Source organism: Microvirga sp. RSM25 (genome assembly GCF_044784385.1).
GTDB classification, from domain to species: Bacteria; Pseudomonadota; Alphaproteobacteria; order Rhizobiales; family Beijerinckiaceae; genus Microvirga; species Microvirga tunisiensis.
In genome coordinates this window covers 1,919,528-1,945,956 of sequence record NZ_CP173039.1, presented here as the reverse complement: position 1 = coordinate 1,945,956, position 26,429 = coordinate 1,919,528, and the positions used below count along the sequence as shown (strand labels likewise).

The 26,429-nt window shown below is 63.4% G+C and carries 28 protein-coding genes and 1 pseudogene; 22 read left to right on the top strand and 7 right to left on the bottom strand.

All coding sequences use genetic code 11. The annotated features are described in order from the left end of the window. Window positions 1–34: 34 nt before the first annotated feature. The 13 genes and pseudogenes from ACD578_RS09175 to ACD578_RS09115 all read left to right on the top strand — a co-directional run bounded on the left by ACD578_RS09175 (window position 35) and on the right by ACD578_RS09115 (window position 11,192). The gene (locus tag ACD578_RS09175) at window positions 35–1,216 is read left to right on the top strand and encodes an ABC transporter substrate-binding protein (protein WP_404292468.1); all 1,182 of its coding nucleotides are present in this window, start codon (window positions 35–37) and stop codon (window positions 1,214–1,216) included. A gap of 87 nt (window positions 1,217–1,303) precedes the next feature. Next, on the top strand, window positions 1,304–2,167 hold the full coding sequence (locus ACD578_RS09170) for a branched-chain amino acid ABC transporter permease (RefSeq protein WP_404292467.1): 864 nt from the start codon (window positions 1,304–1,306) through the stop codon (window positions 2,165–2,167). A gap of 46 nt (window positions 2,168–2,213) precedes the next feature. Then, window positions 2,214–3,182 carry a branched-chain amino acid ABC transporter permease gene (locus tag ACD578_RS09165; RefSeq protein ID WP_404292466.1) on the top strand — a complete coding sequence of 323 codons (969 nt, stop codon included), beginning with the start codon at window positions 2,214–2,216 and terminating at the stop codon, window positions 3,180–3,182. Next, entirely contained in the window at window positions 3,179–3,943 is a 765-nt protein-coding gene (locus ACD578_RS09160; RefSeq protein WP_404292465.1) for an ABC transporter ATP-binding protein, read from the top strand. Before ACD578_RS09165 ends, ACD578_RS09160 begins: the two co-directional genes overlap by 4 nt. Continuing rightward, entirely contained in the window at window positions 3,924–4,640 is a 717-nt protein-coding gene (locus tag ACD578_RS09155) for an ABC transporter ATP-binding protein (protein ID WP_404292463.1), read from the top strand. Before ACD578_RS09160 ends, ACD578_RS09155 begins: the two co-directional genes overlap by 20 nt. An 8-nt stretch (window positions 4,641–4,648) precedes the next feature. After that, entirely contained in the window at window positions 4,649–5,443 is a 795-nt protein-coding gene (gene pcaD, locus ACD578_RS09150; RefSeq protein WP_404292462.1) for a 3-oxoadipate enol-lactonase, read from the top strand. Then, on the top strand, window positions 5,436–5,843 hold the full coding sequence (gene pcaC / locus ACD578_RS09145; RefSeq protein ID WP_404292461.1) for a 4-carboxymuconolactone decarboxylase: 408 nt from the start codon (window positions 5,436–5,438) through the stop codon (window positions 5,841–5,843). The genes pcaD and pcaC overlap by 8 nt, the downstream gene beginning before the upstream one ends. A gap of 52 nt (window positions 5,844–5,895) precedes the next feature. Further along, window positions 5,896–6,621 (top strand): protocatechuate 3,4-dioxygenase subunit beta, encoded by a 726-nt coding sequence (pcaH, locus tag ACD578_RS09140; RefSeq protein ID WP_404292460.1) that lies wholly within the window; start codon window positions 5,896–5,898, stop codon window positions 6,619–6,621. After that, the gene (gene pcaG / locus ACD578_RS09135; RefSeq protein WP_404292459.1) at window positions 6,621–7,247 is read left to right on the top strand and encodes a protocatechuate 3,4-dioxygenase subunit alpha; all 627 of its coding nucleotides are present in this window, start codon (window positions 6,621–6,623) and stop codon (window positions 7,245–7,247) included. Before pcaH ends, pcaG begins: the two co-directional genes overlap by 1 nt. 21 nt (window positions 7,248–7,268) lie before the next feature. Further along, complete coding sequence (locus ACD578_RS09130; RefSeq protein WP_404292458.1) at window positions 7,269–8,114, top strand: CoA transferase subunit A; 846 nt, start codon at window positions 7,269–7,271, stop codon at window positions 8,112–8,114. Between the two features lie 2 nt (window positions 8,115–8,116). Continuing rightward, window positions 8,117–8,905, top strand: a complete 789-nt coding sequence (locus tag ACD578_RS09125; protein ID WP_404292457.1) for a CoA-transferase subunit beta — start codon at window positions 8,117–8,119, stop codon at window positions 8,903–8,905. 1 nt (window position 8,906) lies between these two features. After that, window positions 8,907–10,111: pseudogene (gene pcaF, locus ACD578_RS09120) on the top strand (3-oxoadipyl-CoA thiolase). Window positions 10,112–10,124: 13 nt separating this feature from the next. Next, window positions 10,125–11,192, top strand: coding sequence for a 3-carboxy-cis,cis-muconate cycloisomerase (locus ACD578_RS09115; protein WP_404292456.1), 1,068 nt, complete (start codon window positions 10,125–10,127; stop codon window positions 11,190–11,192). Between the two features lie 6 nt (window positions 11,193–11,198). Here ACD578_RS09115 and ACD578_RS09110 read toward each other — a convergent pair whose 3' ends face one another. Both ACD578_RS09110 and ACD578_RS09105 read right to left on the bottom strand, forming a co-directional pair. Beyond that, window positions 11,199–11,366 (bottom strand): hypothetical protein, encoded by a 168-nt coding sequence (locus ACD578_RS09110; RefSeq protein ID WP_404292455.1) that lies wholly within the window; start codon window positions 11,364–11,366, stop codon window positions 11,199–11,201. Between the two features lie 119 nt (window positions 11,367–11,485). Beyond that, window positions 11,486–12,379, bottom strand: a complete 894-nt coding sequence (locus ACD578_RS09105; RefSeq protein ID WP_404292454.1) for a helix-turn-helix domain-containing protein — start codon at window positions 12,377–12,379, stop codon at window positions 11,486–11,488. Between the two features lie 145 nt (window positions 12,380–12,524). Here ACD578_RS09105 and pobA point away from each other — a divergent pair, with 145 nt between their 5' ends. Beyond that, window positions 12,525–13,694: a 4-hydroxybenzoate 3-monooxygenase gene (pobA, locus tag ACD578_RS09100; protein WP_404292453.1), complete on the top strand. Its 1,170-nt coding sequence runs from the start codon at window positions 12,525–12,527 to the stop codon at window positions 13,692–13,694. A gap of 184 nt (window positions 13,695–13,878) precedes the next feature. On the opposite strand, the gene ACD578_RS09095 is transcribed toward pobA, so the two are convergent. From ACD578_RS09095 to ACD578_RS09075, 5 genes are all read right to left on the bottom strand, one after another. Continuing rightward, window positions 13,879–14,697, bottom strand: coding sequence for a DUF1932 domain-containing protein (locus ACD578_RS09095; protein ID WP_404292452.1), 819 nt, complete (start codon window positions 14,695–14,697; stop codon window positions 13,879–13,881). 36 nt (window positions 14,698–14,733) lie between these two features. Beyond that, window positions 14,734–15,426, bottom strand: coding sequence for a 4-carboxy-4-hydroxy-2-oxoadipate aldolase/oxaloacetate decarboxylase (locus tag ACD578_RS09090; protein ID WP_404292451.1), 693 nt, complete (start codon window positions 15,424–15,426; stop codon window positions 14,734–14,736). After that, window positions 15,423–16,145 carry a PIG-L deacetylase family protein gene (locus tag ACD578_RS09085; protein WP_404292450.1) on the bottom strand — a complete coding sequence of 241 codons (723 nt, stop codon included), beginning with the start codon at window positions 16,143–16,145 and terminating at the stop codon, window positions 15,423–15,425. The genes ACD578_RS09090 and ACD578_RS09085 overlap by 4 nt, the downstream gene beginning before the upstream one ends. A gap of 30 nt (window positions 16,146–16,175) precedes the next feature. Then, window positions 16,176–17,264 carry a 4-oxalomesaconate tautomerase gene (locus ACD578_RS09080; RefSeq protein ID WP_404292448.1) on the bottom strand — a complete coding sequence of 363 codons (1,089 nt, stop codon included), beginning with the start codon at window positions 17,262–17,264 and terminating at the stop codon, window positions 16,176–16,178. A 96-nt stretch (window positions 17,265–17,360) separates the two neighbouring features. Continuing rightward, window positions 17,361–18,323 (bottom strand): LysR substrate-binding domain-containing protein, encoded by a 963-nt coding sequence (locus ACD578_RS09075; protein WP_404292447.1) that lies wholly within the window; start codon window positions 18,321–18,323, stop codon window positions 17,361–17,363. Between the two features lie 153 nt (window positions 18,324–18,476). On the opposite strand from ACD578_RS09075, the gene ACD578_RS09070 reads away from it, so the two are divergent. The 8 genes from ACD578_RS09070 to ACD578_RS09035 all read left to right on the top strand — a co-directional run bounded on the left by ACD578_RS09070 (window position 18,477) and on the right by ACD578_RS09035 (window position 26,427). Beyond that, window positions 18,477–19,355 (top strand): amidohydrolase family protein, encoded by an 879-nt coding sequence (locus ACD578_RS09070; protein ID WP_404292446.1) that lies wholly within the window; start codon window positions 18,477–18,479, stop codon window positions 19,353–19,355. 67 nt (window positions 19,356–19,422) lie between these two features. Further along, window positions 19,423–20,406, top strand: a complete 984-nt coding sequence (locus ACD578_RS09065; protein WP_404292445.1) for a Bug family tripartite tricarboxylate transporter substrate binding protein — start codon at window positions 19,423–19,425, stop codon at window positions 20,404–20,406. A gap of 107 nt (window positions 20,407–20,513) precedes the next feature. Next, on the top strand, window positions 20,514–21,614 hold the full coding sequence (locus tag ACD578_RS09060; RefSeq protein ID WP_404292444.1) for an alpha/beta fold hydrolase: 1,101 nt from the start codon (window positions 20,514–20,516) through the stop codon (window positions 21,612–21,614). Between the two features lie 2 nt (window positions 21,615–21,616). Further along, window positions 21,617–22,483, top strand: coding sequence for a class III extradiol dioxygenase family protein (locus ACD578_RS09055; RefSeq protein ID WP_404292442.1), 867 nt, complete (start codon window positions 21,617–21,619; stop codon window positions 22,481–22,483). A gap of 4 nt (window positions 22,484–22,487) precedes the next feature. After that, on the top strand, window positions 22,488–22,802 hold the full coding sequence (locus ACD578_RS09050) for a YciI family protein (RefSeq protein ID WP_404292440.1): 315 nt from the start codon (window positions 22,488–22,490) through the stop codon (window positions 22,800–22,802). Window positions 22,803–22,882: 80 nt separating this feature from the next. Then, window positions 22,883–23,899 (top strand): tripartite tricarboxylate transporter substrate binding protein, encoded by a 1,017-nt coding sequence (locus tag ACD578_RS09045; protein WP_152710167.1) that lies wholly within the window; start codon window positions 22,883–22,885, stop codon window positions 23,897–23,899. Between the two features lie 102 nt (window positions 23,900–24,001). After that, window positions 24,002–25,180 carry an ABC transporter substrate-binding protein gene (locus ACD578_RS09040; protein ID WP_404292439.1) on the top strand — a complete coding sequence of 393 codons (1,179 nt, stop codon included), beginning with the start codon at window positions 24,002–24,004 and terminating at the stop codon, window positions 25,178–25,180. Between the two features lie 164 nt (window positions 25,181–25,344). Continuing rightward, the gene (locus tag ACD578_RS09035) at window positions 25,345–26,427 is read left to right on the top strand and encodes a Rieske 2Fe-2S domain-containing protein (RefSeq protein WP_404292438.1); all 1,083 of its coding nucleotides are present in this window, start codon (window positions 25,345–25,347) and stop codon (window positions 26,425–26,427) included. The last annotated feature ends 2 nt before the right edge of the window (window positions 26,428–26,429 follow it).

Here is a 26,429-nt window from a genome sequence, read left to right as displayed (position 1 = left end):
AGCGAGATCGGGGCAGCTCAGAGGGAGGAACGGAATGAAAGCTTCGAAAAGGATTCTTGGCGCTGCCATCGGCGCCATGCTGATGGGCACGGTCTCCGCTTACGCCGACACGATCAAGGTCGGGATCATCGGCCCCTTCTCCGGTCCCTTCGCGCTCCAGGGCAAGAACTTCCAGGCCGGCGTCGAGGCCTACATGGCGCTGAACGGCAAGTCCGTGAAAGGCCATGACATCGAGGTCATCTATCGCGACCTTCCGGCTGCCAACCCCGCGCAGTCGCGCGCGTTGGCGCAGGAACTGGTGGTGAAGGAGAAGGTGCAATACCTCGGCGGCGTCTACTTCACGCCGGACGCCATGGCCATCACGCCCCTGCTCAAGCAGGCGAACACACCCCTGGTGATCTTCAACGCTGCGACCTCGGCGATCATGACCCAGTCGCCGCTGGTGGTGCGGACCTCGTTCACGACGGCGCAGACGACATCGCCGTTGGGCAAGATCGCGATCGACCGCGGCGTGAAGAAGGTGATCTCGGCCGTGAGCGATTACGGGCCGGGCGTCGACGCGGAAGCGGCTTTCAAGAAGGCGTTCGAGGCCGCCGGCGGCCAAGTGGTGGAAGCCATCCGCATGCCGCTGAACACCAACGATTTCAGCCCGATCATGCAGCGTGTCCGCGATTCCGGAGCCGAAGCGGTCTTCGCATTCCTGCCATCCGGCCCAACGACCCTCGGATTCGTGAAGGCCTACAATGAAACCGGCCTGAAGCAGGCCGGCGTCAAGTTCTTCGCGCCGGGCGACCTCACTCAGGAATCCGACCTGCCCGCGCTTGGCGAAGGAGCTGTGGGCCTACTCACCACGTTCCATTATGCGGTCTCGCACGACAGCCCCGAGAACAAGAAGTTCGTCGAGGCCGCCACCAAGGCTGTCGGCGGAGCCGATCAACTCTCCTTCCCGTCGGTCGGCGCCTATGACGGCATGCATGTCATCTACAAGATGATCGAGGCGACGGACGGCAAGCAGGATGCCCAGAAGGCCGTGGATGCCGTGAAGGGCCTGTCCTGGACCAGCCCGCGCGGTCCCGTCAGTATCGATGCCGAGACCCGCCACATCACGGAAAACATCTATCTGCGGGAAGTCGTCAAGGGCCCGGACGGCAAGACCACCAACAAGGAAATCCAGACCTTCCCGAACCAGAAGGATCCTGGCCTCGCAACCCAGTAGGCGACAAACGTCGACAATCCTGAAGACGCGGCTTTGCTCGAGCCGCGTCTTCCGATCAGCAGACCAGCCAACCGCCCGGGATCTTTCATGCAGACCGTCCTCAGCATTGCGATCGACGCCCTTGCTTACGGCATGGCTCTCTTCATCATCTGCATCGGCCTGTCGCTCACGATGGGGCTGATGCGGGTGGTGAACCTGGCGCACGGCGCCTTCGCGATGATCGCCGGCTACATCGCCTCCTACGCGGCACGTGATCTCGGGCTGGGCTACGCCGTCGCCATCTTCCTGGCGATCATCGGCACCGTCATCATCTCCATTCCGATCGAGCGCCTGCTCTACCGCCGGATCTATGGGAGGCCCGAACTCACTCAGGTGCTGATGACCATCGGCATCACGTTCTGCGTGATCGGCATCACCAACTATTTCTTCGGTCCGACCTTGAAGACCATTCCGCTGCCGGGCAGCCTGAGCCAGCCCGTGGATGTCGGGTTTAAGACGATTGCCGCGCACAGGCTTTTCGTCATGGCCTGCGGCGCTGTCGTCGCCGGAGGGCTCTGGTTCCTGATCGAGAAGACGGATTTCGGCATCAAGCTCAGGGCAACCGTCGACAATGCCGCCATGGCCGATGCGCTCGGTGTGCGCACGCAGGTGGTCTATGCCATCAGCTTCGCCATCGCCATCGGGTTGGCGGCCCTGGGCGGCGTCGTCGGGGCCGAGTTCCTGCCCATCGAGCCCTATTATGCCCTGCGCTACATGGTGACCTTCCTGGTCGTCGTCTCGGTCGGTGGCGCAGGCTCCATTCCCGGTGCGGTCGTCGCCTGTCTCCTGCTCGGAGCGGTGGACACGACCGGGCGCTACCTCATGCCCGAATTCGGCAATTTCTTCTTCTATGCCGCGGTGATCGCCATCGTCTGCGTGTTCCCGCGCGGCTTCTTTGGAAGGGCTCAGTAACGTGCAGGTCATCGCTCAAACGGAGAAGGTCGCAACGGTTCCTTCAATGGGCAGACGGTGGCTGCGGGATGCAATCGGGGTGATCCTCATCATCGCCGCGGGCCTTGCGGGATACTGGCTGTTTCCGGACAACCTCGCGCTCCTGACCCGGGTCATTGCCATTGCGCTTCTCGTCCTCTCGATCGATCTCATCACCGGATATTGCGGCGTGGCGACCTTGGGGCAGGCCGCACTCTTCGGCGCCGGCGCCTATGCGGCCGGCATCGCCTGCGTGAACGGCGTCACGGAGCCCTTGACGCTGATCGTCATCGGGGCCGTGGCCGGATCGGTGGCAGGTCTTCTCACGGGCACGATCATGCTGCGCGCCCACGGGCTCGCCCAGCTCGTCCTCTCCATCGCCATCGTCCAATTGTTTCACGAAGCGGCCAACAAGGCTTCGGCCTATACAGGAGGCAGCGACGGGCTGGCCGGCCTGATGGTGAGCCCGCTTTTCGGCGTGTTCGAGTTCGATCTGTGGGGCCAGACGGCGTATCTGTTCGGGCTCGCTCTGCTGGTCGTCGTGTTCATCGCTCTGAAGTTCATCGTGTCGTCTCCGTTCGGCATGCTGTGCCGGGGCATCAAGCAGGACCCGATCCGCATCCGCGCCATGGGCTCCTTCGTCTTCCCGGTTCTCCTGAAGATGTTCGTGATCTCCGGCGCGGTCGCCGGCATGGGGGGTGCACTGGCTGCAATCTCCACCCAGGTGGTCGGCCTGGACAGCGTCAGCTTCGAGCTTTCCGCCAATGCCCTCGTGATGCTGGTGCTCGGCGGCCTCGGCACCCTCTACGGCGCGCTCGTCGGCACCGTCATCTTCATGGGCTTCGAGCACATCGTGTCGGCCATCAACCCGTTCCACTGGATGACGATGGTTGGCGCTCTGCTGATCGCCGTCGTGATTGCAGCGCCCAGTGGGTTGAGTGGCGTTCTCGAACAAATCTCGGGATCCGGCAGGCGCATGAAGGGAGGTCGGGCATGAACGATCTGTTTCGCGTCGAAGGCCTGACCAAGAACTTCGGCGGCCTCGCCGTCAGCCGGAACATCTCGCTGTCCATGCCGGCGGGCGAGCGGCTCGCCCTCATCGGCCCCAACGGCGCCGGTAAGACCACCTTCGTCAACCTGGTGACAGGTCAGCTCCAGCCGAGCGCCGGTCGCGTCGTTCTGAGCGGGGAGGATGTCACGGGTCTCGGAGCCGTTCGGCGCGTCCGCAAGGGATTAGTGCGCACGTTCCAGGTGACGCGGCTCTTCTCCGAGATGACGCCGGAGGAGCATGTCACGCTCACCGTCCTGCAACGGGAGGGAAAGGCCTCACGGATCCTGAGCCGTTTCACGGGCAATTCCGAGGTGGCCGGCGAGGTGGAAGGCATTCTCTCGACCCTCGGATTGCTGGACGTGGCGCGGCGCAAGGTCGGCGAGATCGCCTATGGCCAGCAGCGCCTTCTGGAAATAGGCATTGCTCTTGCGCTTCGGCCCAAGGTTCTGCTTCTCGACGAGCCGGCGGCCGGCGTGCCGTCCAGCGATACGCCCAGGATCGAGCAGGCGCTCGAGCGCCTGCCGCCGAGCCTCGCCGTGCTGATGATCGAACATGACATGGATCTCGTTTTCCGCTTCGCCAAGCGCGTGGTCGTGCTGGCGGCGGGCGAGATCATCTTCGAGGGTCTGCCCTCGGAAGTCGCCGCCAACGAAAAGGTCCGTGAGGCCTATCTGGGGAACTATGCCCATGCCCGCAGCGTCGCTTGAAGTCCGCGGATTGAGCGCGGGCTACGGCCCGACGGTTGTCCTGGAGGACGTATCGTTCTCCGTGCCTACCGGCGCGCGCCTGTCCATTCTTGGCCGCAATGGAATGGGCAAGACGACCCTGCTATCGACCTTGATGGGTATGAACCGGCGTTACGGCGGCGAGATCCTGATCGGTGGCGCTGATGTGTCGTCGCTCAAGAGCTCGGAGCGTGCCCGCCGAGGCATCGGTCTCGTCCCGCAGACAAGGGACATCTTCCGCTCGCTGACCGTCGAGGAAAACCTGATCGTCGGGGTGAAGGACCGGCCGCGCAGCGTCATTCAGGAAGCCTACGACATGTTTCCCCGCCTGCACGAGCGGCGGAACAATCTCGGCTGGCAATTATCCGGCGGCGAGCAGCAGATGCTGTCGACGGCGCGAACCATCCTGGGCCGTCCGTCCGTCCTGCTCCTCGACGAGCCGCTTGAAGGGCTCGCCCCAGTCATCTGCGAGGAGCTCATGGCGGCTTTTACCCGGCTTGCCTCCAGCGGCGACATGACGATCCTGCTCGTCGAACAGCGCTTGGATAGCGCTCTCGATTTCGCGGAATCCGTCATCATCCTGGAGCGCGGGCGGATCGCCTGGCAGGGAACGAGCGAGGCTCTGCGCGCCGATCAGGGACTAGTCGAGCATTACATCGGCGTCGGCTCGCTGCATTGAGGTAAGGCATGGCATTTACGCGCGTCAACGGAATCGTCCTGCACAATCAGGTCCTCGGGCAGGAGGATGGCCCGGCTCTGGTCTTCATCAACTCGCTCGGAAGCGATTTCCGCATCTGGCAGGAGGTCGTTTTGGCCTTCACGGATCGGTTCCGGGTCGTTCTCTACGACAAGCGCGGACACGGCCTCTCGGATGCGCCGCCAGCGCCTTACTCCATCGATGATCATACGGACGATCTTCTGGCTCTCCTCGATCACTTGAAGGTCGACAGGGCTGCCTTCGTCGGTCTCTCCGTCGGGGGCATGATCGGGCAGCGGATTGCCGTGCGAGCTCCCGAGCGTGTTCAGGCGCTCACGCTCTGCTGCACGGCGGCGAAGATCGGAACGCCGGAACTCTGGGCCGAGCGGATCACCGTCGTCGAGGACGGCGGGATCGATCCGATTGCCGACAATGTCCTGCAGCGTTGGTTCACGCCGCTGTTCCGAGAGGCGCAGAAGGACGAGGTTGCAGGCTGGCGCAACATGCTGGTCCGGACACCGGATCATGGCTATGCGGGAACCTGCGCGGCGATCCGCGATGCCGATCTGAGGCCCGATGCCGGCCGGATCATGGCTCCGACGCTGTGCGTCGCCGGCGATCAGGACGGCTCGACGCCTGCCGAGGTGGTCAAGGGCACGGCTGATCTCATTCCCGACGCGCGGTTCGTGCTGATCGACGGGGCAGGGCATATTCCCTGCGTCGAGAAGCCTGCCGTGCTGTCGAAACTCATCAGTCAGCATCTTCAGGAGGCGGGACTTGTCTGAAAACGAGCAAAACGAACGTTACAAGGCGGGCATGGCGGTGCGCCGTCAGGTGCTCGGCGACGCCCATGTGGACCGGGCGACCGCGCAGATGACGGAGTTCGACTCCGATTTCCAGACCTTCATCACCGAAGGGGCCTGGGGCTCGGTGTGGTCACGTCCCGGCTTCACCAAGCGCGAGCGCTCCATCGTGACCATCGCGCTCCTGGCGGCGCTTGGGCAGGACGATGAGGTCGCCATGCATGTCCGCGCGACCCGCAATACGGGCGCGACCAAGGAGGACATCAAGGAGGCGCTGCTGCACGTGGCCGTCTATGCGGGCGTGCCGGCGGCCAATCACGCCATCAAGATCGTTAAGAAGACCTTCGCGGAAATGGAAGCAAATCCCGAGCCTCAGAAATAGCAGGACGGGTTGTTGGCGCAGCTCCGGTCGGGTGCTGCGAGGGAGAGCCAAGATGTCGGATCAAGGATCATTCTATCAGCGGGATCGGAGCTGGCACCCAGCTGCCTTCACGCCGCAATACAAGACTTCGGTGCTGCGTTCGCCGCAATACCCGCTGCTGTCACTGGACAACACGATCTCCGAGATGACGGGGCCGCGGTTCGGGCACAACAAGATCGGCCCGCTCGACAACGACCTGATCCGCAACTTCGCCAAGACCGGCGATGCAATCGGTCAGCGCATGATCGTCTACGGCCGCGTGCTGGATGAGAACGCCCGTCCCGTGCCGGGTGCCTTGGTGGAATTCTGGCAGGCCAATGCGGGCGGTCGCTACCGACACAAGAAGGAGACCTATCTCGCCGCCATCGACCCCAATTTCGGCGGCTGCGGGCGCACGATCACGGACGAAGAGGGGCGCTACTGGTTCCGCACCGTCAAGCCCGGCGCCTATCCCTGGCCGAACGGCGTCAACGACTGGCGCCCGGCGCACATCCATTTCTCGATCTTCGGCCATGCCTTCGCGCAGCGCCTGATCACGCAGATGTATTTCGAGGGTGATCCGATGATCTGGCAGTGCCCGATCGTCTCGACGATTTCCGACAAGGCGGCGATCGACCAGCTGACGGCCGTGCTCGACCGCAACGCCACGCTGCCCATGGATGCACTCGCCTACAAATTCGACATCGTGCTGCGCGGCCGCCGCTCGACCATGTTCGAGAACCGGATGGAGGGGAACTGATGTTTCAGAAGCTGACGACACTCAAGGAATCGCCCTCCCAGACGGCCGGTCCCTACGTTCATATCGGCGCGACCCCGAACTGGGTCGAGATCACCGGCGTGTGGGAGGAGGACCTGGGCCTCGTCCTCGTCGGCCCCGAAACCAAGGGCGAGCGGATCATCGTCAGGGGCCGCATCTTCGACGGCAGCGGCCATCCGATCCGCGATGCCCTGGTCGAGATCTGGCAGGCCGATGCGGAGGGGCTCTACAACAGCCCCGAGGAAAAGCGCGGCACGGCCGATCCGAACTTTGTGGGATGGGGCCGCCAGCCGACCGACGGCACCACGGGCGAGTATCGCTTCGAGACGATCAAGCCCGGCCGCGTGCCCTACAAGGACGGTCGCCCGATGGCGCCGCACATCACGTTCTGGATCGTGGCGCGCGGCATCAATATCGGCCTGCATACGCGGATGTATTTCGGCGACGAGGAAGCTGCCAACGCCGAATGCCCGGTCCTTGCACGCATCGAGCACAAATATCGTCTCGAAACCCTGATCGCTTCGCGCGGCGAGGAGAACGGATTGCCGACCTACACCTTCGACATCCACCTGCAGGGTGAGAAGGAAACCGTGTTCTTCGATATCTGATTGTCGATCTGAAAGCATATCATGGCCAAGTTCCAGAGCCTCAAGGAGGCTGTTGCCGAAAACCTGCGCGATGGCGACACCGTCGCCTTCGAAGGGTTCACCCATCTCATTCCCCATGCGGCCGCCCATGAGGTGATCCGGCAGGGGATCAAGGACCTCACCCTGATCCGCATGACCCCCGACATCATCTACGACCAGATGATCGGCATGGGGCTCGTGAAGAAGGTGATCTTCTCCTACGCGGGCAATCCGGGCGTCGGCCTGCTGCGCCGCATGCGCGACGCCATCGAGAACAGCTGGCCGCGCGCCATCGAGACGGTGGAGCACAGCCATGCGGCCATGGCCAATGCCTACGAGGCGGGAGCCGCGGGCCTGCCCTGCGCCGTGTTCCGCGGTTATCGCGGAGCGGGCCTCAAGGACGTCAATCCGTCGATCAAGAGCATCACCTGTCCCTTCACGGGCGAGGAACTCGCGGCCGTGCCCGCGCATCGCCCGGACGTGGCCATCATCCATGCCCAGAAGGCCAGCAAACGCGGCGACGTGCTCGTGGAAGGCATCATCGGCGTGCAGAAGGAGGCCGTTCTGGCGGCCAAGCGCTCGGTGGTGACGGTCGAGGAGATCGTGGAGGATTTCGACGATCTGCATCCCAACCTCTGCGTGCTGCCGCATTGGACGGTGACGTCCATCGTGCACGTGCCGGGCGGAGCCCATCCGTCCTACACGCACGGCTATTACGACCGCGACAACGCCGCCTATCTCGAGTGGGACAAGATCTCCGCGGACCGCGACCTCTTCACGGCCTGGATGAACGAGAACGTGCTCGACAAGGGCCCCGAGGTGTTCGCCGACCGCGTGAAGGGATTGTAAGAATGACCAGCCTCTCAGACTTCACGCCCAACGAGATGATGACCATCGCGGCGGCGCGGGCGCTGTCCAACGACGATGTCTGCTTCGTCGGCATCGGCGCTCCTTCGGCCGCCTGCAACGTGGCCCGTCTGACCCATGCGCCCGACATCACCCTGATCTACGAGAGCGGCACCATCGGCACGGCGCCGAACGAGCTGCCACTCTCCATCGGCGACGGTGAGCTGTGCGAGACGGCCGTGACCACGGTGTCGGTGCCGGAGATGTTCCGCTACTGGCTCCAGGGCGGACGGATCTCGATCGGCTTTCTGGGCGCCGCCCAGCTCGACCGCTTCGGCAACATCAACACCACCGTGATCGGCGACTATCACAAGCCGAAGGTGCGCCTGCCCGGCGGCGGCGGTGCGCCGGAGATCGCGACCTCCTGCCGGCAGGTCTTCATCACCATGAAGCAGGCGACCCGCGGCATGGTGGAGAAGATCGACTTCTACACCTCCTTCGGCCATGGCGAGGGCGGCAATCATCGCGAACGCCTCGGCATCACCACCAAGGGTCCGACGCTCCTGATCACCGATCTGGCGATCTGGAAGCCGGATCCCGAGACGAAGGAATTCACCGTCGTGTCGATGCATCGCGGCGTGACCCGGGATAAGGTGCAGGAAACCTGTGGCTGGAAGGTCCGATTCTCCGAGCGGCTCGAGGAGACGCCTCCGCCATCCGAACTCGAACTCACCACCCTGCGCGAGCTTCAGGCCAGGACCGAGAAAGCTCACGGCGGCAAGAAGGGCTCTTAATATGCGTGAAGCCTATATCTGCGCCTATGTGCGCACACCCATCGGCCGCTATGGCGGCTCTCTTTCCAGCGTCCGTGCCGACGACCTCGCGGCTGTTCCGCTGAAGGCTCTCCGGGAGCGTCTCCCGAACCTCGATTTCGAGGCTGTCGACGACGTGATCTACGGCTGCGCCAACCAGGCGGGTGAGGATAACCGGAACGTGGCCCGCATGGCCGTGCTGCTGTCGGGCCTGCCCGGTTCGATCCCCGGAACGACCATGAACCGCCTCTGCGGCTCCGGCATGGACGCGGTCATCGCCGCGGCCCGCGCCATCAAGGCGGGCGAGGCGGAGATCATGATCGCGGGCGGCGTCGAATCCATGTCGCGCGCGCCCTTCGTGATGCCCAAGGCCGATACGGCGTTCTCGCGCAATGCCGAGATTTACGACACCACCATCGGCTGGCGCTTCATCAACCCGCTGATCAAGAGCCAATACGGCGTCGATTCCATGCCGGAGACCGGCGAGAACGTGGCGGCCGACTTCCATGTCTCGCGCGAGGATCAGGACGCGTTCGCCGTGCGCTCGCAGCACAAGGCAGCCGCGGCCCAGGCCAACGGCCGCCTCGCCCAGGAGATCGTGCCGGTCACGATCCCGAAGCGGAAGGGCGACCCGGTCATCGTCGACAGAGACGAGCATCCCCGTGGCGACACCACCCTGGAGCAGCTTGCGAAGCTGCCGACCCCTTCCGCAAGGACGGAACGGTGACGGCGGGCAACGCCTCCGGCGTCAACGACGGCGCGGCGGCCCTGATCGTCGCCTCGGAAGAGGCCGTCCGGAAGTTCGGGCTCGAGCCCATCGCCCGGGTCGTCGGGGGCGCTACCGCCGGTGTCGCGCCGCGCATCATGGGCATCGGCCCGGCTCCCGCCACGAAGAAGCTGTGCGCTCGTCTCGGCATCAAGCCGACGGATTTCGACGTGGTGGAGTTGAACGAAGCCTTCGCCAGCCAGGGCATCGCCGTTCTCCGCGAGCTCGGCATTCCGGAAGATGCCGAGAACGTGAACCCGAATGGCGGCGCCATCGCCCTCGGCCATCCGCTGGGCATGTCGGGCGCGCGCATCACCGGCACCGCCGCCCTGGAACTGAAGCTCCGGGGCAAGAAGCGCGCGCTCGCCACCATGTGCATCGGCGTCGGGCAGGGTATCGCCATTGCCCTCGAGGCCGTCTGACGCGAGGTTCGTGATGACACAAACGCTCCCATTTCCCGTCCTGCAGGCCCTTGTCGGTGACGAGGAGGTGGGGGCGTTCTTTTCCAACGAGGCCGAACTCTCCGCCATGCTGCGGGTCGAGGCCGCTCTTGCAGAGGCCGAGGCGAAGGCCGGACTGATCGGTGAGGAGGCCGCGCGCCGGATCGCCGAGGTCTGCGAGAGCTTTCAAGCGGATTGGACCAAGCTCGCCGAAGGGTTGGCGCGAGACGGTGTGATCGTTCCGGACTTCGTCAAGCAGCTGCGCGGGGCCGTCGGCGAATCCCATGGCAAATCGGTTCACCTGGGAGCGACCAGCCAGGACATCATCGACACCGCTCTTGTCCTGCGTCTCAAGGGCGTGATCGAGGTTCTCGGCCATCGCCTCGATACGCTGATCCAGAGCCTCGACGGATTGAAGCGCCGGGACGGCTCGGCGCGCCTCATGGCGCATACCCGGATGCAGCAGGCCCTTTCTTTCACCGCGGCCGACAAGATCGATACCTGGATTCAGCCCCTTGAGCGGCATAGGGAAGCCCTGCAGGCTCTCGCGCCGCGCCTGCTCGTCCTCCAACTCGGCGGCCCCATCGGGACCCGCGGCGAGCTGAAGGGTCATGGCGATGCGGTGGCCGATGCCATGGCCGAGATCCTCGGGCTCGGTCTTGCCCCGTCCTGGCATTCGCAGCGGGACAGGATCGGCGAGTTCGGCGCTTTCCTCTCGCTGCTCACCGGCACGCTGGGCAAGATCGGGCAGGATATCGCCCTGATGGCGCAGAACGAAGTCGGCGAGATTCGGTTGGCATCGGGCGGCGGATCGTCCGCCATGCCGCACAAGTCGAATCCGGTTCCGGCAGAGGTGCTGGTGACGCTCGCCCGCTTCAATGCCGGAATGCTGGGCACCCTGCATCAAGCCTTGGTGCATGAGAACGAGCGTTCCGGAGCGGCCTGGACTCTCGAGTGGATGGTGCTGCCGCAGATGGTGGTCTCCTCAGCCGCAGCCTTGAGCAGGGCTCAGGGCCTGATTGCGAGCATGAGCTTCGTACCCTCGAAGGCGGCTGAAAAGTAGCCTCCGTCAGGCGTCTCCGATGATGACGGTGATCCGGCCGGAGCCGCCGCAATCCGGGCATGGCTTCTGTCCGATGCTGCCGGATCCGTTACAGGTCGGGCAGATGTTCTCCCCCGTTTGCTTGGTGCCCGGCACATCCTCGTCGCCGGGGTTCTTTCGCTCGGTATCGGACATGGCGTATCTCCTCATGCAGGTAACGCCATGACCCAGCCCGGGTTCTAGAGCGTCTGATCAATCCATCCGTTGCGCATCGTTGATGCGAACCTCCGGTTCCGCAGGATGTGCCGGATGGTTCAAGCCATCGTGCTCTGTTGCATGGCTCGGAAGGCAAGGGGCGGGAGTCCGGTTTTCTGTTTGAAGAAGCGGGCGAAATAGGCTGGATCGTCGAACGCGAGCGACAGGGCGATCTCCTTGGCGCTCAACGTGGTGAAGGTCAGGTAGCGTTTGGCCTCAAGGACGATCCGCTGATGGACGATGCCGAGCGCCGTGTCGCCGAGATGCTCCCGGCAGACGCGGTTGAGATGAGGTGAGGTCAGGCCCAGCTTGCGGGCATAGATCTCGATCGGATGATGGCTCCGGAAATCCCGGTCGACGAGTTCCCGAAAGCGCAATGCATGCTGAAGCGCCCTCCGCCCAGGACCGTGATGGCCGGCGGACTGACCCGAGCCCTGCAGCCGATGGAGTGCGATCAGTATGAGCATCAGGCGGGCCTCGATGGCTTCAAGGCGTCCGGATCCGCGACCAGAAAATTCGCCCGCAAGGGAGGTCATGTCGACGACCAGGGAGCGGGCGGCATCCTCGTGGTCCTGAAGGCTGATCACTTGAACGGATCGGAATGTCTCTCGCACGCCGTCCATCGCCGCCAGAATATGGGTCAGGCGGCTGTCGAACAGGGTCAGCACCATTCCCTGCACGTTCGGCGAGAACGTGTAGCCGTGCACCGTCATCGAGGGCAGGGTGACGATGGACGGTCCGGTCAGCTGCATGCTCCGGCCATCGACCACGATCTCAGCCGTGCCGCCGGTCAGATGAAGGATCTGGAACAGCTTCTCGTGCCGATGGGGCAGAATCCTGTAATTGTGCAAGCGACTGCGGATCTGGATGGTCTCGCAATGGACCCAGTCCGCCGTCGGATCGTCCCCGGTTTCTCCATAGAGTGCGTAAGTCGGAATGCTGCCGATGGCCAAGACTGCCCTATCCTTTATGTCCGGCGGAATGTTCGAATTGTCCAATCCGATGCTCGCTTTGTCTATTGGCCGTTTGGAGGGCGGGGTTCATCGTGTCCCGAAGTGACGAAGGCGGCTGCGGCTGCCATTTCGGAGGAAATTGAGCATGCGGACCAAGGTCGCCATCATCGGTGCGGGCCCGGCCGGGCTTCTGCTCGGACGCCTTCTGGACAAAGCCGGAATCGAAACCGTCATCCTCGAACGGCGCAGCCAGGACTACGTGCTCGGGCGCATTCGTGCCGGCGTTCTCGAACAGGGTACGGTCGAGCTCCTGGACAAGGCAGGTGTCAGCGAGAGATTGCACGCGGACGGCCTGATTCATGATGGGGTGGAGCTCTGCTTCGACGGTGACAAGCACCGCTTCAACTTCCACGAACTGATCGGCAGGACGGTGACTGTCTACGGCCAGACGGAAGTCACCCGTGATCTTATGCAGGCACGCGACGCCTCAGGGGCGAAAACGATTTACGAAGCCGAGAATGTGTCGCTCCATGATTTCGACAGCGACAAGCCCAAGGTGCGCTACCTCAAGGATGGGGTGGAGCACGAACTCGCCTGCGATTTCATCGCCGGGTGTGACGGCTACCATGGCGTTGCCCGTGCCAGCGTGCCCGCAGGATCCATCCGGAAGTTCGAGAGGGTCTATCCCTTCGGCTGGCTCGGTATTCTCGTCGACAGACCGCCGGTCGCCGAGGAGCTGATCTACGCCCATCACGAACGCGGGTTCGCCCTCTGCTCCATGCGCTCACCCACCCGCAGCCGCTACTACGTTCAGGTGCCTGCGGACGAACAGGTCCAGGAATGGTCCGACGATCGTTTCTGGGACGAGTTGCGCCGAAGGGTCGACGAGGAAACAGCCGACAACCTGGTGACAGGTCCTTCCATCGAGAAATCCATCGCGCCGTTGAGGAGCTTCGTTGCCGAGCCGCTTCGGTTCGGTCGCCTGTTCCTGGCAGGTGATGCCGCTCATATCGTCCCGCCCACGGGCGCCAAGGGATTGAATCTCGCGGCGAGCGATGTCGGCGCTCTGGCCGAAGCTTTCATCGCGTTCTACGCCGAGCGATCCTCTGCCGGGATCGACGGATATTCCGCCCGTGTGCTCTCACGAATCTGGAAGGCGGAGCGGTTCTCCTGGTGGATGACCTCCATCCTTCACACCTTCCCGGACACGGACGCCTTCAGTCGCCGAATCCAACGGGCGGAGTTCGACTATCTCAGGAGTTCGGAAGCAGCAGCGCGCTCGCTGGCGGAGAACTATACGGGGCTTCCAATGTGATGGTCTCATCTGGACTGCCGCTCCGTCTGTCATCACCGGCCTTGTGCCGGTGATCCCGATTAAGGCAGGCGTGGCGCTTCACACAATCGGGATGGCTGGCACAAGGCCGGCCATGACGGAGAGGGGTGTTAGAGGTGGTGCTCAAGGCGAGGGACGGGGGCCAGTTCCAGATGCTCGGCCGAACCTACGTCTCGTTTGCCTTGGCAAAACTCTCGTGGCGGTCGGCGATGGCATTGGCGAGAGAGCCGTCAAGGCCCAGTTCATCGATCATCCGGCTGGCCTCCCGCATCTCCGCGGCGCGCCGGACCCCGTGCTGCCTGACGCGGGACATCATGACCTTCGCCACGTTCTCCCAGTCCATGCCGGGATAGGAGGCTTTCAGGCTCGCCAGGACGGCAGGCGCAACGCCGGCCCGTTCCGATGCGAGCGTGAAATCGACCATGAGAGCCTCCATGCCTTTGATGACGATGCTGCGGCACAGCTTCGTGGCGGAAGCCGTTCCGATCCCAGTGCTGACCGGAGTAATCTTCATGCCGAGTTCGTTCAGGCGAGCCGAGACCTCTTCGGCCCGCTCGCCACCGCTCAGGATCGGGACCTCGATTCCAGGCTCCTTCACAGGAGCCATGACGGCAAATTCGACGAAGTCCGCGCCGCTTTGCCTGACCGGACCAGCCACCTGTTCCTTGGTTGCGGGAGAGACGGAGTTGAGGTCGACATAGATCTGCGACGGCCTGAGATGCGCGGCAGCTTGTGCTGCCGCTGTAACTGCGGAATCAGCCGTTACGGCAGAGATCACGATGTCGGCTCCGCGGCAGGCATCGGCGACGCTGTCGGCCGCATGAACGCTGGTCCCCGACGCCCGCTGCCGCAGCTCCGATCCTTTCCGGGGATCGTCGAAGAGGATGTCATAGACCGTGATCCTCACGCCCGGTTTGGTCGCGAGCTGACGGGAGAAGAGCTGTCCGACTTCTCCATAGCCGATGAAGGTAATCTCAAGGCTCATGTGGTTCCACCGCTCCTCATGAGGCTGACGAAACCGTCAGTCCTCATCCTTGTATTCGACATAGGTCAGACCCGCCTTCGCCAGCGGCTCACGCATGTTGTAGAGGTCGAGGCCGAGAACGCCCGAGGCGAGGGTCTCGCGCTTCGAGCCTTCACTGGCGACGCGCGCCTCGCCCGCGACCGCAATGGCATCAGCCTCCTTGCGCGGAACCACCACGACACCGTCGTCATCGGCAACGACGATGTCGCCCGGCTTCACCAGAGCGCCTGCGCAGACCACCGGGACATTGACCGATCCGAGCGTCGCTTTCACCGTTCCCTTTGCGGAAATGGCACGGGACCACACGGGAAAGCCCATTTCGGTCAGGGTCTTCACGTCGCGGACGCCGGCATCGATCACGAGCCCGACCACGCCCCTGGCCTTCAGGGACGTGGCCAGCAGATCGCCGAACATGCCGTCCGTATTATCGGTGGTCACGCCGACGACCAGGATGTCACCCGGCTGGCACTGCTCGACGGCGACATGGATCATCCAGTTGTCGCCCGGCTGGGCCAGTACCGTCACGGCGCTGCCGGCCACCTGCGCTCCCGCCCAGATCGGCCGCATGTAGGGCTTCATGAGACCGATGCGCCCCATGGCCTCATGGGTCGTCGCGGTGCCGAGTTCCGCGAGGCGGTCGACCACTGAGCGGTCGATGCGAGGCGTGTTGGTGACGACGACGGGCTTCATGCCAATTCCTCGACGATCTGGGGGAAGATGCGCTGATAGGCTTCGCCATAGGTCATGGCGCGGCCGGAATTGCGGCCGCCCTGCATGCCCCGGTTCAGGGCCACGCGGGTGTAGTATTCCCACAGGTGCTTCTGGGCGGCGAGAATCTCGAAGGCCTTGCGCTTGGTCTCCCACACATCGTCGATGTTCAGGATCACGTTGGGCTTGTAGTTGCACTGCTCGGGCTGGTGCGGCTCGAACAGGAACACCGGTGGCGCGTTGTAGGCGAGGTCCGGGTTCGGCTTGTGGCCGGCCGCCTGGGCGATGATGCGGGCCTCCTGGGCAAAGCGCGTCGCCTCGGGATGGTCCACGTTGTAGGGATCTTCCAGAGAGTGCGTGAGCACGAAGGACGGCTTGAGCTCGCGGTAGATGTCGACGAGGCGGTCGAGCATCTCGGGCGTGGTGTGGAGCGGGTAGTCGCCGGCATCGAAGAACTCGATCTCGGCTCCGAGCGTGTCGGCGGCGCGCTCGGCCTCCTCGCGCCGCTGCGCCTTCACGTCCGAGAGCGATACGTCACCCTTCTTCCAGGCCCACTGGCTCTCGCCGCGCTCGCCAAAGGAGAGGCAGACGATCTTCATGCGATAGCCCTTCTTCGTATGCAGGGCGATGGCGCCGCCTGCGCGCCACACGAAGTCGCCGGGATGGGCGGTGACGACAAGTCCGGTCTTTCCAGTAGTCATAAGAGCCTCAGTGGAGAAATGATGGTTGAATCAGGCCGCGTCGCGGCCGGCCTCGAGCGAATGCGCCAAGGCTTCGTGCGCGAAGGCATAGCCCTCGAAGAGCAGGCGCGCGGTCCGCAGGAGACCGGCCTTCTCCACGACCGGATTCTCTTCGGTTCCGCCGACTTCGATCACGACGCTGAACTCGCCGGTCGGGTGCTCCACCGAAAGCGTCTTCTCGCGTCCGGGCGGGATCTTGGAGACGCGGGCCGCTGGAGATCCCGGCAGCACGCAGGCGGTGGCGACCGTCACGGCGGCGAAGACCCCGATGGAGGCGTGGCATTCGTGGGGAATGAAGCTGCGGGTGCAGACATGCCCGCCTGCGGCCGGCGGCGCGACCAGCGCCATCTTGGGCACGACCTTGGACGAGACATCGCCCAACCCCATGAGCCTGCCCGCTTCGAGGCGGATTTCCTCAAGCCGCGCCTTCAGTTCCGTATCCTTGTCGAGCACGTCGCGGGGCTCGTATCCGGTTCGACCGACGGCTGCCGCTTCGACCACCACCACGGGCATGCCATTGTCGATCAGGGTCGCGTCGACGCCGGCGATGCGGTCGACGGCATTCCCCGTCGGCAGCAGCGAGCCGCAGACGGAGCCGGCGGCATCGAGGAACTCGACGGCAATCGGCGCGGCGGTACCCGGCACGCCATCGATGCGGGCATCGCCTCCGTAGGCCACATGACCGCCAGGCGTCTGGACGCTCAGTTCGGCAATCGTTCCGGTATTCACCGTATGGACGCGCACTTGCGTGACCGGACCCTGAACCGGGACGAGGCCGCGCTCAATGGCGAACGGCCCGATGCCGGCCAGGATGTTTCCGCAATTCGGCGTGACGTCCACCTTGGGCTTGTCGACGACAACTTGGCCGAAGAGGAAGTCCACATCGCAGTCCGGACGCTTGGACTTGGACACGATGGCGATCTTGCTCGTGAGCGGATGAGCGCCGCCCATGCCGTCGATCTGGCGCGGGTCCGGCGATCCCATGATCGACAGCAGAAGCGCGTCACGCTGCGCGGGATCGGACGGAAGATCGTCTGCCAGGAAATAGGCACCCTTGGAGGTGCCGCCCCGAAGGATCATGCAAGGAATGCGAGGCTGAATGGTCCGTCTCCCACCTGCTGGTGAATGGATCGCCGGCAGGGTGCATCAGCCGTATGGGTGCATCAAATGGTTTATTTATGGGCTTTGATGAATTTTTTTCATCCTGCCGCCAGGTTTGTTGACCCGTCCCGCCGAGGACCTGCGCTTGGGTTCGGCGAATGTCTGCACGATGAGCTTGCGCAACTCGTCCGCGAGCGGCGAGAGAGGGGTGCCTCGCTTCGAGATGATGCCGAGCTGACGGGTGACGCTCGGGTTGCGCAGGGGAATCAGCTTGAGCCCGCGCTCGTCGACCGTATCGAAGGCGAGGCTGGGAATAACGGTGAGCGCCACACCGGCTCGGACGAGGGCGACCGCCGTCTGAATGTGCTGGACCTCGAAGCGCCAGCTCAATGCTTCCCGGCGGCTTCCGAGCGCATCGTCGATGATGATCCGATTGCCTGTCTGGGGACTGATCCTGATCAGAGGCTCCTCCGTGAGATCGGACCAGCTCACGTCCGATTGTGCGGCCAGGGGGTGGTCCTCGGGGCAGACGAGCGTGAATGGGTCCTTGATCAGCATCTCGATGTCGAAATCCCAGCGGTGCGCCGCCACGAGGGTGATGCCGAAGGCTATGGTGCCGTCATGGACGAGAGAGCTGATCTCGGTCGCGGAGTTGTCGTAGATCCGGAGCACCACATCCGGATGCCGCTCCTGGAAGCGGCGCAACGCCTTGGGCAGGCGGCCGGACGCAATGGTGGGAAGGCATCCGATCGACAAGGTTTCCTGGCGGCTGCGCCCCTCATGGCGGAGCTCGTCCAGGGAGCCCGCGAGGCTTTCGATGGTCTCCTTCACCTTGGGCAGAAGATTGAGGCCGGCCTGGGTCAGCGAGACCTCGCGGGTGGTCCGGGACAGAAGCTTCACGCCGAGGTCTTCTTCGAGCTTGCGGATCCGGTGGCTGAGGGCCGTCTGCGACAGATTGAGATGCGCCGCCGCGTGCTGAAAGCTGCCGCGCTCGGCAATGGCGACGAAGGCGTGAAGGCCGAGAAAGTCGATGCGCATCGGGTTCATTCGCTCAAGGGGGAGCAAAGGCTCGGTTCGTCGGAATATATGAACTATATTCACTAATAGCCAAAAACAAACCATTTGCTTCATTTTAATGCTGAAGCATTTCATGGGCGGCCAAAACCGCTCCATGAAGGTCAGCTCATCAGAATGACGTCAGCGCCGACGATCCCGCCTCCGCATCCCGATCCGCATGTTCCATCCTTCAAGCTGCCGCCGAAGGCCTGCGACACCCATTGCCACATCTTCGGGCCTAACGAGCGCTATCCCTATGTGCCGGAGCGGCCCTATACGCCACCGGACGCGCCTTTGGAGATGTTCCGCGCGTTGCATGATCGCCTCGGTGTCGAGCGGGCGGTGATCGTCAACGCGACGCCCCATGGACGCGACAACCGGGTCGTGACCGATGCCATCGCCCAGAGCAACGGGCGTTACAAGGGCGTCGCGAACGTGGATGAGACGTTCAGCGACCAGGATCTCCGGCGCCTTGCCGACGCGGGCATGACCGGATGCCGCTTCACCTTCCTGCCGCGTCTCGGCAAGGCGCCCGACATGTCCTCCTTCGACAGGATCGTGGAGCGCATTGCTGCCCTCGACTGGCATGTGGATCTCTATCTTCCCGCAACCTTGCTTCCCGACTTCAGACCCAGGCTAACGGCGTTGCCCGTTCCTTACGTGCTCGATCACATGGGCGTCGTGGATGCGAGCCTCGGCCTCGATCAGCCTGCCTTCGTGGCGTTGCTCGATCTGATCCGAAGCGATGAGAAGTGCTGGGTCAAGGTTACCTGCCCTGAGCGGATTTCACGCGCGGGACCGCCCTTCCACGACGTCGCTCCGTTCGGCAAGGCCCTGATCGATGCGGCGCCGGATCGCGTCCTGTGGGGAACGGACTGGCCGCACCCGAACGTGCCGGTCATGCCCGATGATGGCGATCTGGTCGATCTCATCCCGCTCTACGCGCCGGATCCGGCTGTTCAGCACAAGCTTCTCGTCGAAAACCCGGCGCGCCTGTTCCGCTTTGCGGATTGAAAGCCGCGACACGAGACCTGCCGGCGCAGGCGACGCAACACATGAAACGATCAGGGAGAAACACATCATGTTCGGAACGGTCACGAGACGATCTCTGCTGGCTCTCGTCATGGCGGCGGGCCTCGGAACATCCGCTCCTGTGCAGGCGCAGCCGGCTTATCCCACCCGCCCCGTGAAAGTGGTGGTTCCCTTCGGAGCCGGCGGCGTGGCCGACATCACGATCCGTATCGTGTCCGAAAAGCTGAGCGAGAAGCTCGGGCAGCGCTTCATCGTCGAGAACATGCCGGGAGCCGGCGGCATCACGGCGGCCCGAGCCGCACTCTCGGGCGCTCCCGATGGATACACCCTGACCATGCTGACAAACGGCACCGCGATCAGCGTGCCGCTTTTCGCCAAGCTCCCGTTCGATCCGCAGTCCGACTTCGTCCCGGTTTCCACCCTCGGCACGTTCGACTTCCTCTTCGTCGTCAATGCGGACTCGAACTTCAAGAGTCTCAAGGATTTCCTTCAGCAGGCGAAGGACAAGCCAGGAACGCTGAACGTCGCCACGGTCGCGGTCGGCAGCAGCCAGCACCTCTCCTCGGTTCTCTTCAAGTCGGAGGCGGGGGTCGACCTTGTCCATGTGCCGTTCCGCAGCACGCCCGATGCGCTGGTCTCCCTGCTCAGGAGCGATACCCATCTGCTCATCGACAGCCAGGCGGCCGTGAAGTCGGGGCTCGAGGGCAAGCAGGTGAGGGCGATCGCGTCCTCCGGGCCGCGCCGCTCCGCCGCCATGCCCGACATTCCGACCGTGCGGGAGTCCGGGATCGAGGGCTTCGACGTGACGTCGTGGAACGCCCTGTTCGCCCCCAAGGGAACGCCCCAGTCCGTCATCGACACCCTCAACAAGTCCCTGCAGGACATTCTGAAGGCGGAAGACGTGAAGGCTCGCCTCCTCGATCTTGGCATCGAGGCCCGCGGCGAGACTCCTGCCGAGCTGAGCGCGCGCCTTCGCTCTGATATCGAGAAATGGCGGGCGGTGATCGAGAAGGCCGGTATTCCGAAGCAGTAACCGTCAGGTTCATGAAGGATTTTCATCAATCCTTCAAAATAAACCATTTGCTTCATCTTTGACCCCTGGCTCATCTTTGCCTGCCGGGAGGAGAGATACACGGACACATGAGCAAAAGGCCGACTATCGTGTTGCTGCCGGGGCTCCTTTGCGATGCCAGCATCTGGGAGGCGCAAAGGACGGCTCTCGAGCCCTATGCCGACATCCGCATTGCGGATTTCACGCAACTCGCCTCCATCGAGGCCATGGCCCGTTCCGCGCTGGCGCTCGTTGACGGATCTCTGATCGCAATCGGGCATTCGATGGGCGCACGCGTGGCCATGGAGATGGCGCGTCTTGCTCCCGAGCGCATCGAGAAGCTCGCTCTGATCGACACGGGCGTTGATGCTCGACGGGAGGGGGAGGAAGCAAAGCGCCAGGTCATGATCGATCTGGCCTTTGCCGAGGGTATGGAAGCCCTCGCCGACAGGTGGCTGCCGCCGATGCTTCATGAAGGCCGGGTCGAGGATCAGACCCTGCTTGCTCCGCTCAAGGCCATGGTCATGCGCGCTACGCCCGAGCAGCATGACAGGCAGATCCAGGCGCTCCTGAACCGGCCTAACGTGCGGCCGCATCTTCCGAACATCGCCTGCCCAACCCTGGTGATGGTCGGCCGTCAGGATCGCTGGAGCCCGCTCGCGCAACATGAGGAGATGGCATCCCTGATCCCGAACGCCACACTCGTCGTGATCGAGGATAGCGGACACATGTCCCTCCTGGAGCAGCCCGAGCAGGTGTCCGAGGCTTTGCTCCGCTTCCTCGGCTTCAAGAACGACAACACGAGCGCAGATCGCGCCGCGACTGGGGAGATGAAACCGATGGGCGAGGAAGCAAGCTCGGATCGTATTCCGGACACGCCGCTGTTCGACCGCAAGCGATCGCTTCGCGGATACCGCATCAACAAGATGGCCATGGGGCTCGGCACTCCCGCCAATCGGGAGGCGTTCCGGGAGAACGAGAGCGCCTATCTCGACCGGTTCGGGCTCACGCCCGAGGAGAAGGAAGCAGTGATGAGCCGCAACTGGCGCGAGATGGTGCGTTTGGGTGGCAACCTCTTCTTCATTCTCAAGATCTCGGCCGTCGATCCGGTTCGTATCACGGAGATCGGCGCGCATCAGGCGGGAATGGAGCACGCGGATTTCCTGCGGGATCGATTAGGGAAGAAATAACAATGGCAAAGCTCATCGGAGGCCTCGGAACGTCCCATGTTCCCTCGATCGGCGCCGCTCTCGATAAGGGACTGCGCGATACGCCCGACTGGAAACCGTTCTTCGACGGTTACATACCCGGTCAGGAATGGGTGAAAGAGAACAAGCCCGACGTGGCCGTGGTGATCTTCAACGATCACGGCAACACGTTCTTCCTCGACAAGGTGCCGACCTTCGCTGTGGGCTGCGCGGAGGAGTACCGCCCGGTCGACGAGGGGTGGGGACCACGTGCCATTGCTCCGTTCAAGGGAGCCGTCGACTTTTCATGGCACTTCATCGACAAACTCGTCGAGAACCGGTTCGATCCGATGATCTGCCAGGAGATCGAGGTCGATCACGGGCTGCAGGTTCCGATGGAGTTGTTCTGGGGCAAGCCCGAGGAATGGCCGGTGAAAGTCGTCCCGATCTTCGTCAACGTCATCCAGTATCCGATCCCGCTTCCGAGCCGCTGCTACGAGATGGGCCGCGTTCTGCGCCAGGCCATCGAGAGCTATGACAGTGACGAGCGCTTCGTCATTCTCGGAACCGGCGGTCTCTCGCACCAACTGCAGGGGGCCCGGGCCGGCTTCGTCAATCCGGATGCCGACCAGGCCTTCCTGAACGATATCGCCAACGATCCCGACAAGCTCGCGAACATGTCGCGCGAGCAGTATGTCGAGATGTTCGGCAGCGAGGGTGCGGAACTCATGATGTGGCTCGTCATGCGTGGCGCCATGGACCCGGACGTGGTGGTCCGGCACAAGCATTATTTCGTGCCGGCTTCCATGACGGGGGCCGGCATGATCGTCATGGAAAATCGGGCGACCGCCGCTTCGGCTGCGGTGGCGTGACGCCATGTACTGGCTCATGATCTGCCGCCATCGGACAGATGCAACCGATCTGCGGGAGCAGCATCGCGATGCGCATCGCCAGCATGTCGCTACCGGCGGCGGTGGGCTCGCCAAGGTGCTGATCGGGAGCGCCCTGACGGAGGACGACGGCGAGACGCCGATCGGCAATTTCGGCGTGCTGGAGGCTCCATCTCGCGAGGCGGCTCAGGCCTTTGCGGAGAACGATCCGTTCGCGCTTGCGGGCCTCGTCGAGTCGATCGAGATCACCGCCTTGGCGTCACGGTTCCAGGCGCACCGAATCGATCCCATGACACGCTAGAGGGCGGAAAAAGCCGTTATGTCGACATCTGACCGTCGATACCGATCACCATCAAAATAAGAAGCCAGAGGAAACGCCATATGCAGAACAAGTCGCTTAGCGGACCTGCCCACTCAACCATCAATCGCCGCCAGATCCTCATGGGAGCAGCGGCTTTCGGCCTGTCCGCCGGCTATTCGGTGCGTGTCGCAGCCCAGACCTATCCAAGTCAGAACATCCTTCTGGTCGTGCCTTTCACGCCCGGAGGATCGACGGACATTCTGGCGCGGCTTCTCGGGCAGAGGCTTGAGGGCGCCCTCAAGTATCCGGTCATCGTCGAATCCCGCCCCGGCGCCGGCGGCTCCGTCGGCGTGGGATCCGTTGCCCGTGCCGCCGCGGATGGTCATACCCTGGTCATGGGCCATATCGGCACGTTCGCCGTGAACCCGGCTCTCTATCCGAAGCTGCCTTACGATCCGGTGAAGAGTTTCGAGCCGGTCAGCGGCATCGCCAATGTGCACAACATGCTCGTCGTCCACCCGGATGTGCCGGCCAAGACGCTTCAGGAACTGATCGAGTACGCCAAGCAGAACCCCGGCAAGCTGAACTACGCCTCCGGCGGAATCGGCAGTGCGGCGCATATCGCCATGGTGGCGCTGGCCGACCGTGCCGGAATCACGATGACCCACGTTCCTTATCGGGGCACGGCGCCCGCGGTGACAGATCTGCTCGGAGGACGCGTGCAACTCACCTTCACGGGCGCCCCCAACCTGCTTCAGCATGTCGAGGCGGGTACGATGCGGGCTCTTGCGGTCTCCGGATCGTCGCGCCTCAAGGGAGCCCCCAATGTTCCCACGGTGGCCGAGTCCGGTTTTCCCGGATTCGAAGCGTCTCAATGGTATGGCATCTTGGTTCCGGCCGGAACGCCGAAGGCCATCGTGGATCGGCTCAACACCGAAATCAGAACCGCCATGGCAGCCCCTGAGATCGCCGAGCGGCTTTCGCTGGAGGGGGCGGAGGTCTGGACCAGCACGCCCGCCGAATTCCGCGATCACATCGCCAAGGAAATGGCCCGGTGGGGCGATCTCGTGAAGCGTACCGGGATCAAGCCCGAATAGCGGATTGAAGAAACAAAAGACATTCCTTCCCCAACTCCTACCAAGAGGCCGGCAAGTGCCCGACACGAAAGCTGGGGAAGGCTCAAACGGGAGGAATGAGAAATGCTACGACGGACTTTCATAAATGCCGCGAGTGCAGCGGCCGCCATGCTGGCCCTCAGTGGGGCAGCAGCATCGGCTCAGGAGACGGTAAAGATCGGCCTGATCCTGCCGATGACGGGTCCCTTCGCCTCGACGGGGCGCCAGATCGAGGCGGCTGCGAAGCTCTACATGCAGCAGAAGGGCGACACGGTCGCCGGCAAGAAGGTTCAGCTCATCGTCAAGGATGACACCGGCACGGCCGACGTGACCAAGCGCCTGGCACAGGAATTGATCGTTCAGGAGAAGGTCTCCGTCCTGGCAGGGTTCGGCCTGACGCCGCTCGCCTTGGCGACGGCACCGCTGGCGACGCAGGCGAAGGTGCCGGAAGTGGTGATGGCGGCTGCCACCTCGATCATTCCCGAGCAGTCGCCTTATATCGTGCGCTCCAGCTTCACGGCGGCGCAGGTCACGGTGCCTCTCGCGGAATGGGCGGCGAAGGAGGGGCTCAAGCGGGTGGTCACCATCGTGTCGGATTACGGCCCCGGCATCGACGTCGAGAAGGCCTTCACCGAGACCTTCACCAAGGCTGGCGGGCAGGTGGAGAACCTGCGGGTGCCGCTCGCGAACCCCGACTTCTCGCCCTTCCTGCAGAAGGTGGCGGATGCCAAGCCCGATGCCCTACTGGCCTTCGTGCCCTCAGGCGTCGGCGCACAGTTCATGAAGCAGTTCGTCGAGCGCGGCCTCGACAAGAGCGGTATCCGCTTCCTGGCCGAGGGCAGCGTCACTGACGATGATCTGCTCAACAATATCGGCGATGTGGCGCTTGGCGCCGTCACTTCCCACCACTACTCGGCAGCGCACGACAGCCCCGAGAACAAGGCGTTCGTGGAAGCCTTTAAGAAGGCCAACAACGGCATGCGGCCGAACTTCATGGCAGTCGGCGGCTATGACGGCATGCACCTGATCTACGAGGGCCTGAAGAAGACCAACGGCGCCGGCGGTCAGGCCTTGATCGACGCCATGAAGGGAATGAGCTGGACCAGCCCGCGCGGTCCGGTGTCCATCGACCCGCAGACCCGCGACATCGTCCAGACCGTCTACATCCGCAAGGTCGAGCGCAAGGACGGCGAGCTCTACAATGTGGAGTTTGCCACCATCCCGAACGTCAAGGATCCGGTGAAAGCCGCAAAGTCCAACTGAGCCTGTCGACGACCGAGAGCGCCATCGCACGATGGCGCTTTCGTTTTATGTATACAGGCTGGGCAATATCATCTTGAACAGCCTCTTGAAACACCCGCATTAGCCTCAAGTATAGTTGCTTCCGTCTCTTGTCTGTATACAACCTGTTTTGAGGGAGAAAACAGATGACGCACGCCAAAGCCTTTCCTCTCAACGCTTGGTATGCCGCTGCCTGGAGCCATGAGATCGAGCATGAGCTCGCAGCCCGGACCATCTGCGATAAGGACGTGGTTCTCTATCGCCGCACCGACGGACAGATAACGGCCCTGGAGGATGCGTGCTGGCACCGGCTGCTGCCGCTTTCCATGGGACGCCTCGAGGGCGATCAGGTGATCTGCGGTTATCACGGTCTCGTCTTCAATTCAGCCGGCCGATGCACCTACATGCCGGCGCAGAAGACCATCAATCCGTCGGCCTGCGTCCGCTCTTATCCTGTCGCCGAGCGGCATCGTCTCGTTTGGCTCTGGCCCGGAGATCCCGCTCTGGCGGATCCGACCAAGATCCCGGACTTCCATTGGAACGACGGCACCGATTGGGTGGGCGAGGGCGGCACCTTCTACAGCCTGAAATGCGACTACCGTCTCGTGATCGACAATCTCATGGACCTGACGCACGAGACCTATGTCCATGCCGGCAGCATCGGCGACGAGGCGATCACCAGTGCACCCTTCGACGTCACGCATTCCGATCGCACCGCGACCGTGACGCGCTGGATGATCGATATCGAGCCGCCGCCCTTCTGGGCCAAGCAGCTCGACAGGCCGGGCGAGCATGTGGACCGGTGGCAGATCATCTATTTCCAGGCGCCGTCTATCGTCGTCGGCGACGTAGGCGTTGCCGTAACGGGGACGGGCGCTCCTCAAGGTGACCGCTCGCAGGGCGTCAACGGAGCCTTCCTGGCCGCCATCACGCCGGAGACAGACAAGACCTGTCATTATTTCTGGAACTTCGTCAGAACCTTCCGCACGGACGACGAGCAGCTCACTCGGGACATCAACAAGGCCCACGTGAATGATGGCAAGGGCGTCTACGATCAGGATCATGCGGTTCTCGAGGCGCAGCAGATCGCCATCGACAGAAACCCGCGGATGCCGTTTTACAATCTCAATATCGATGCGGGCGCGCTCTGGGCGCGCAAGCTGATCGACGGGATGCTGGACGATGAATATGGTCCACAGCCTCACGTGCCGAGCCAGGCGGCCGAGTAGGT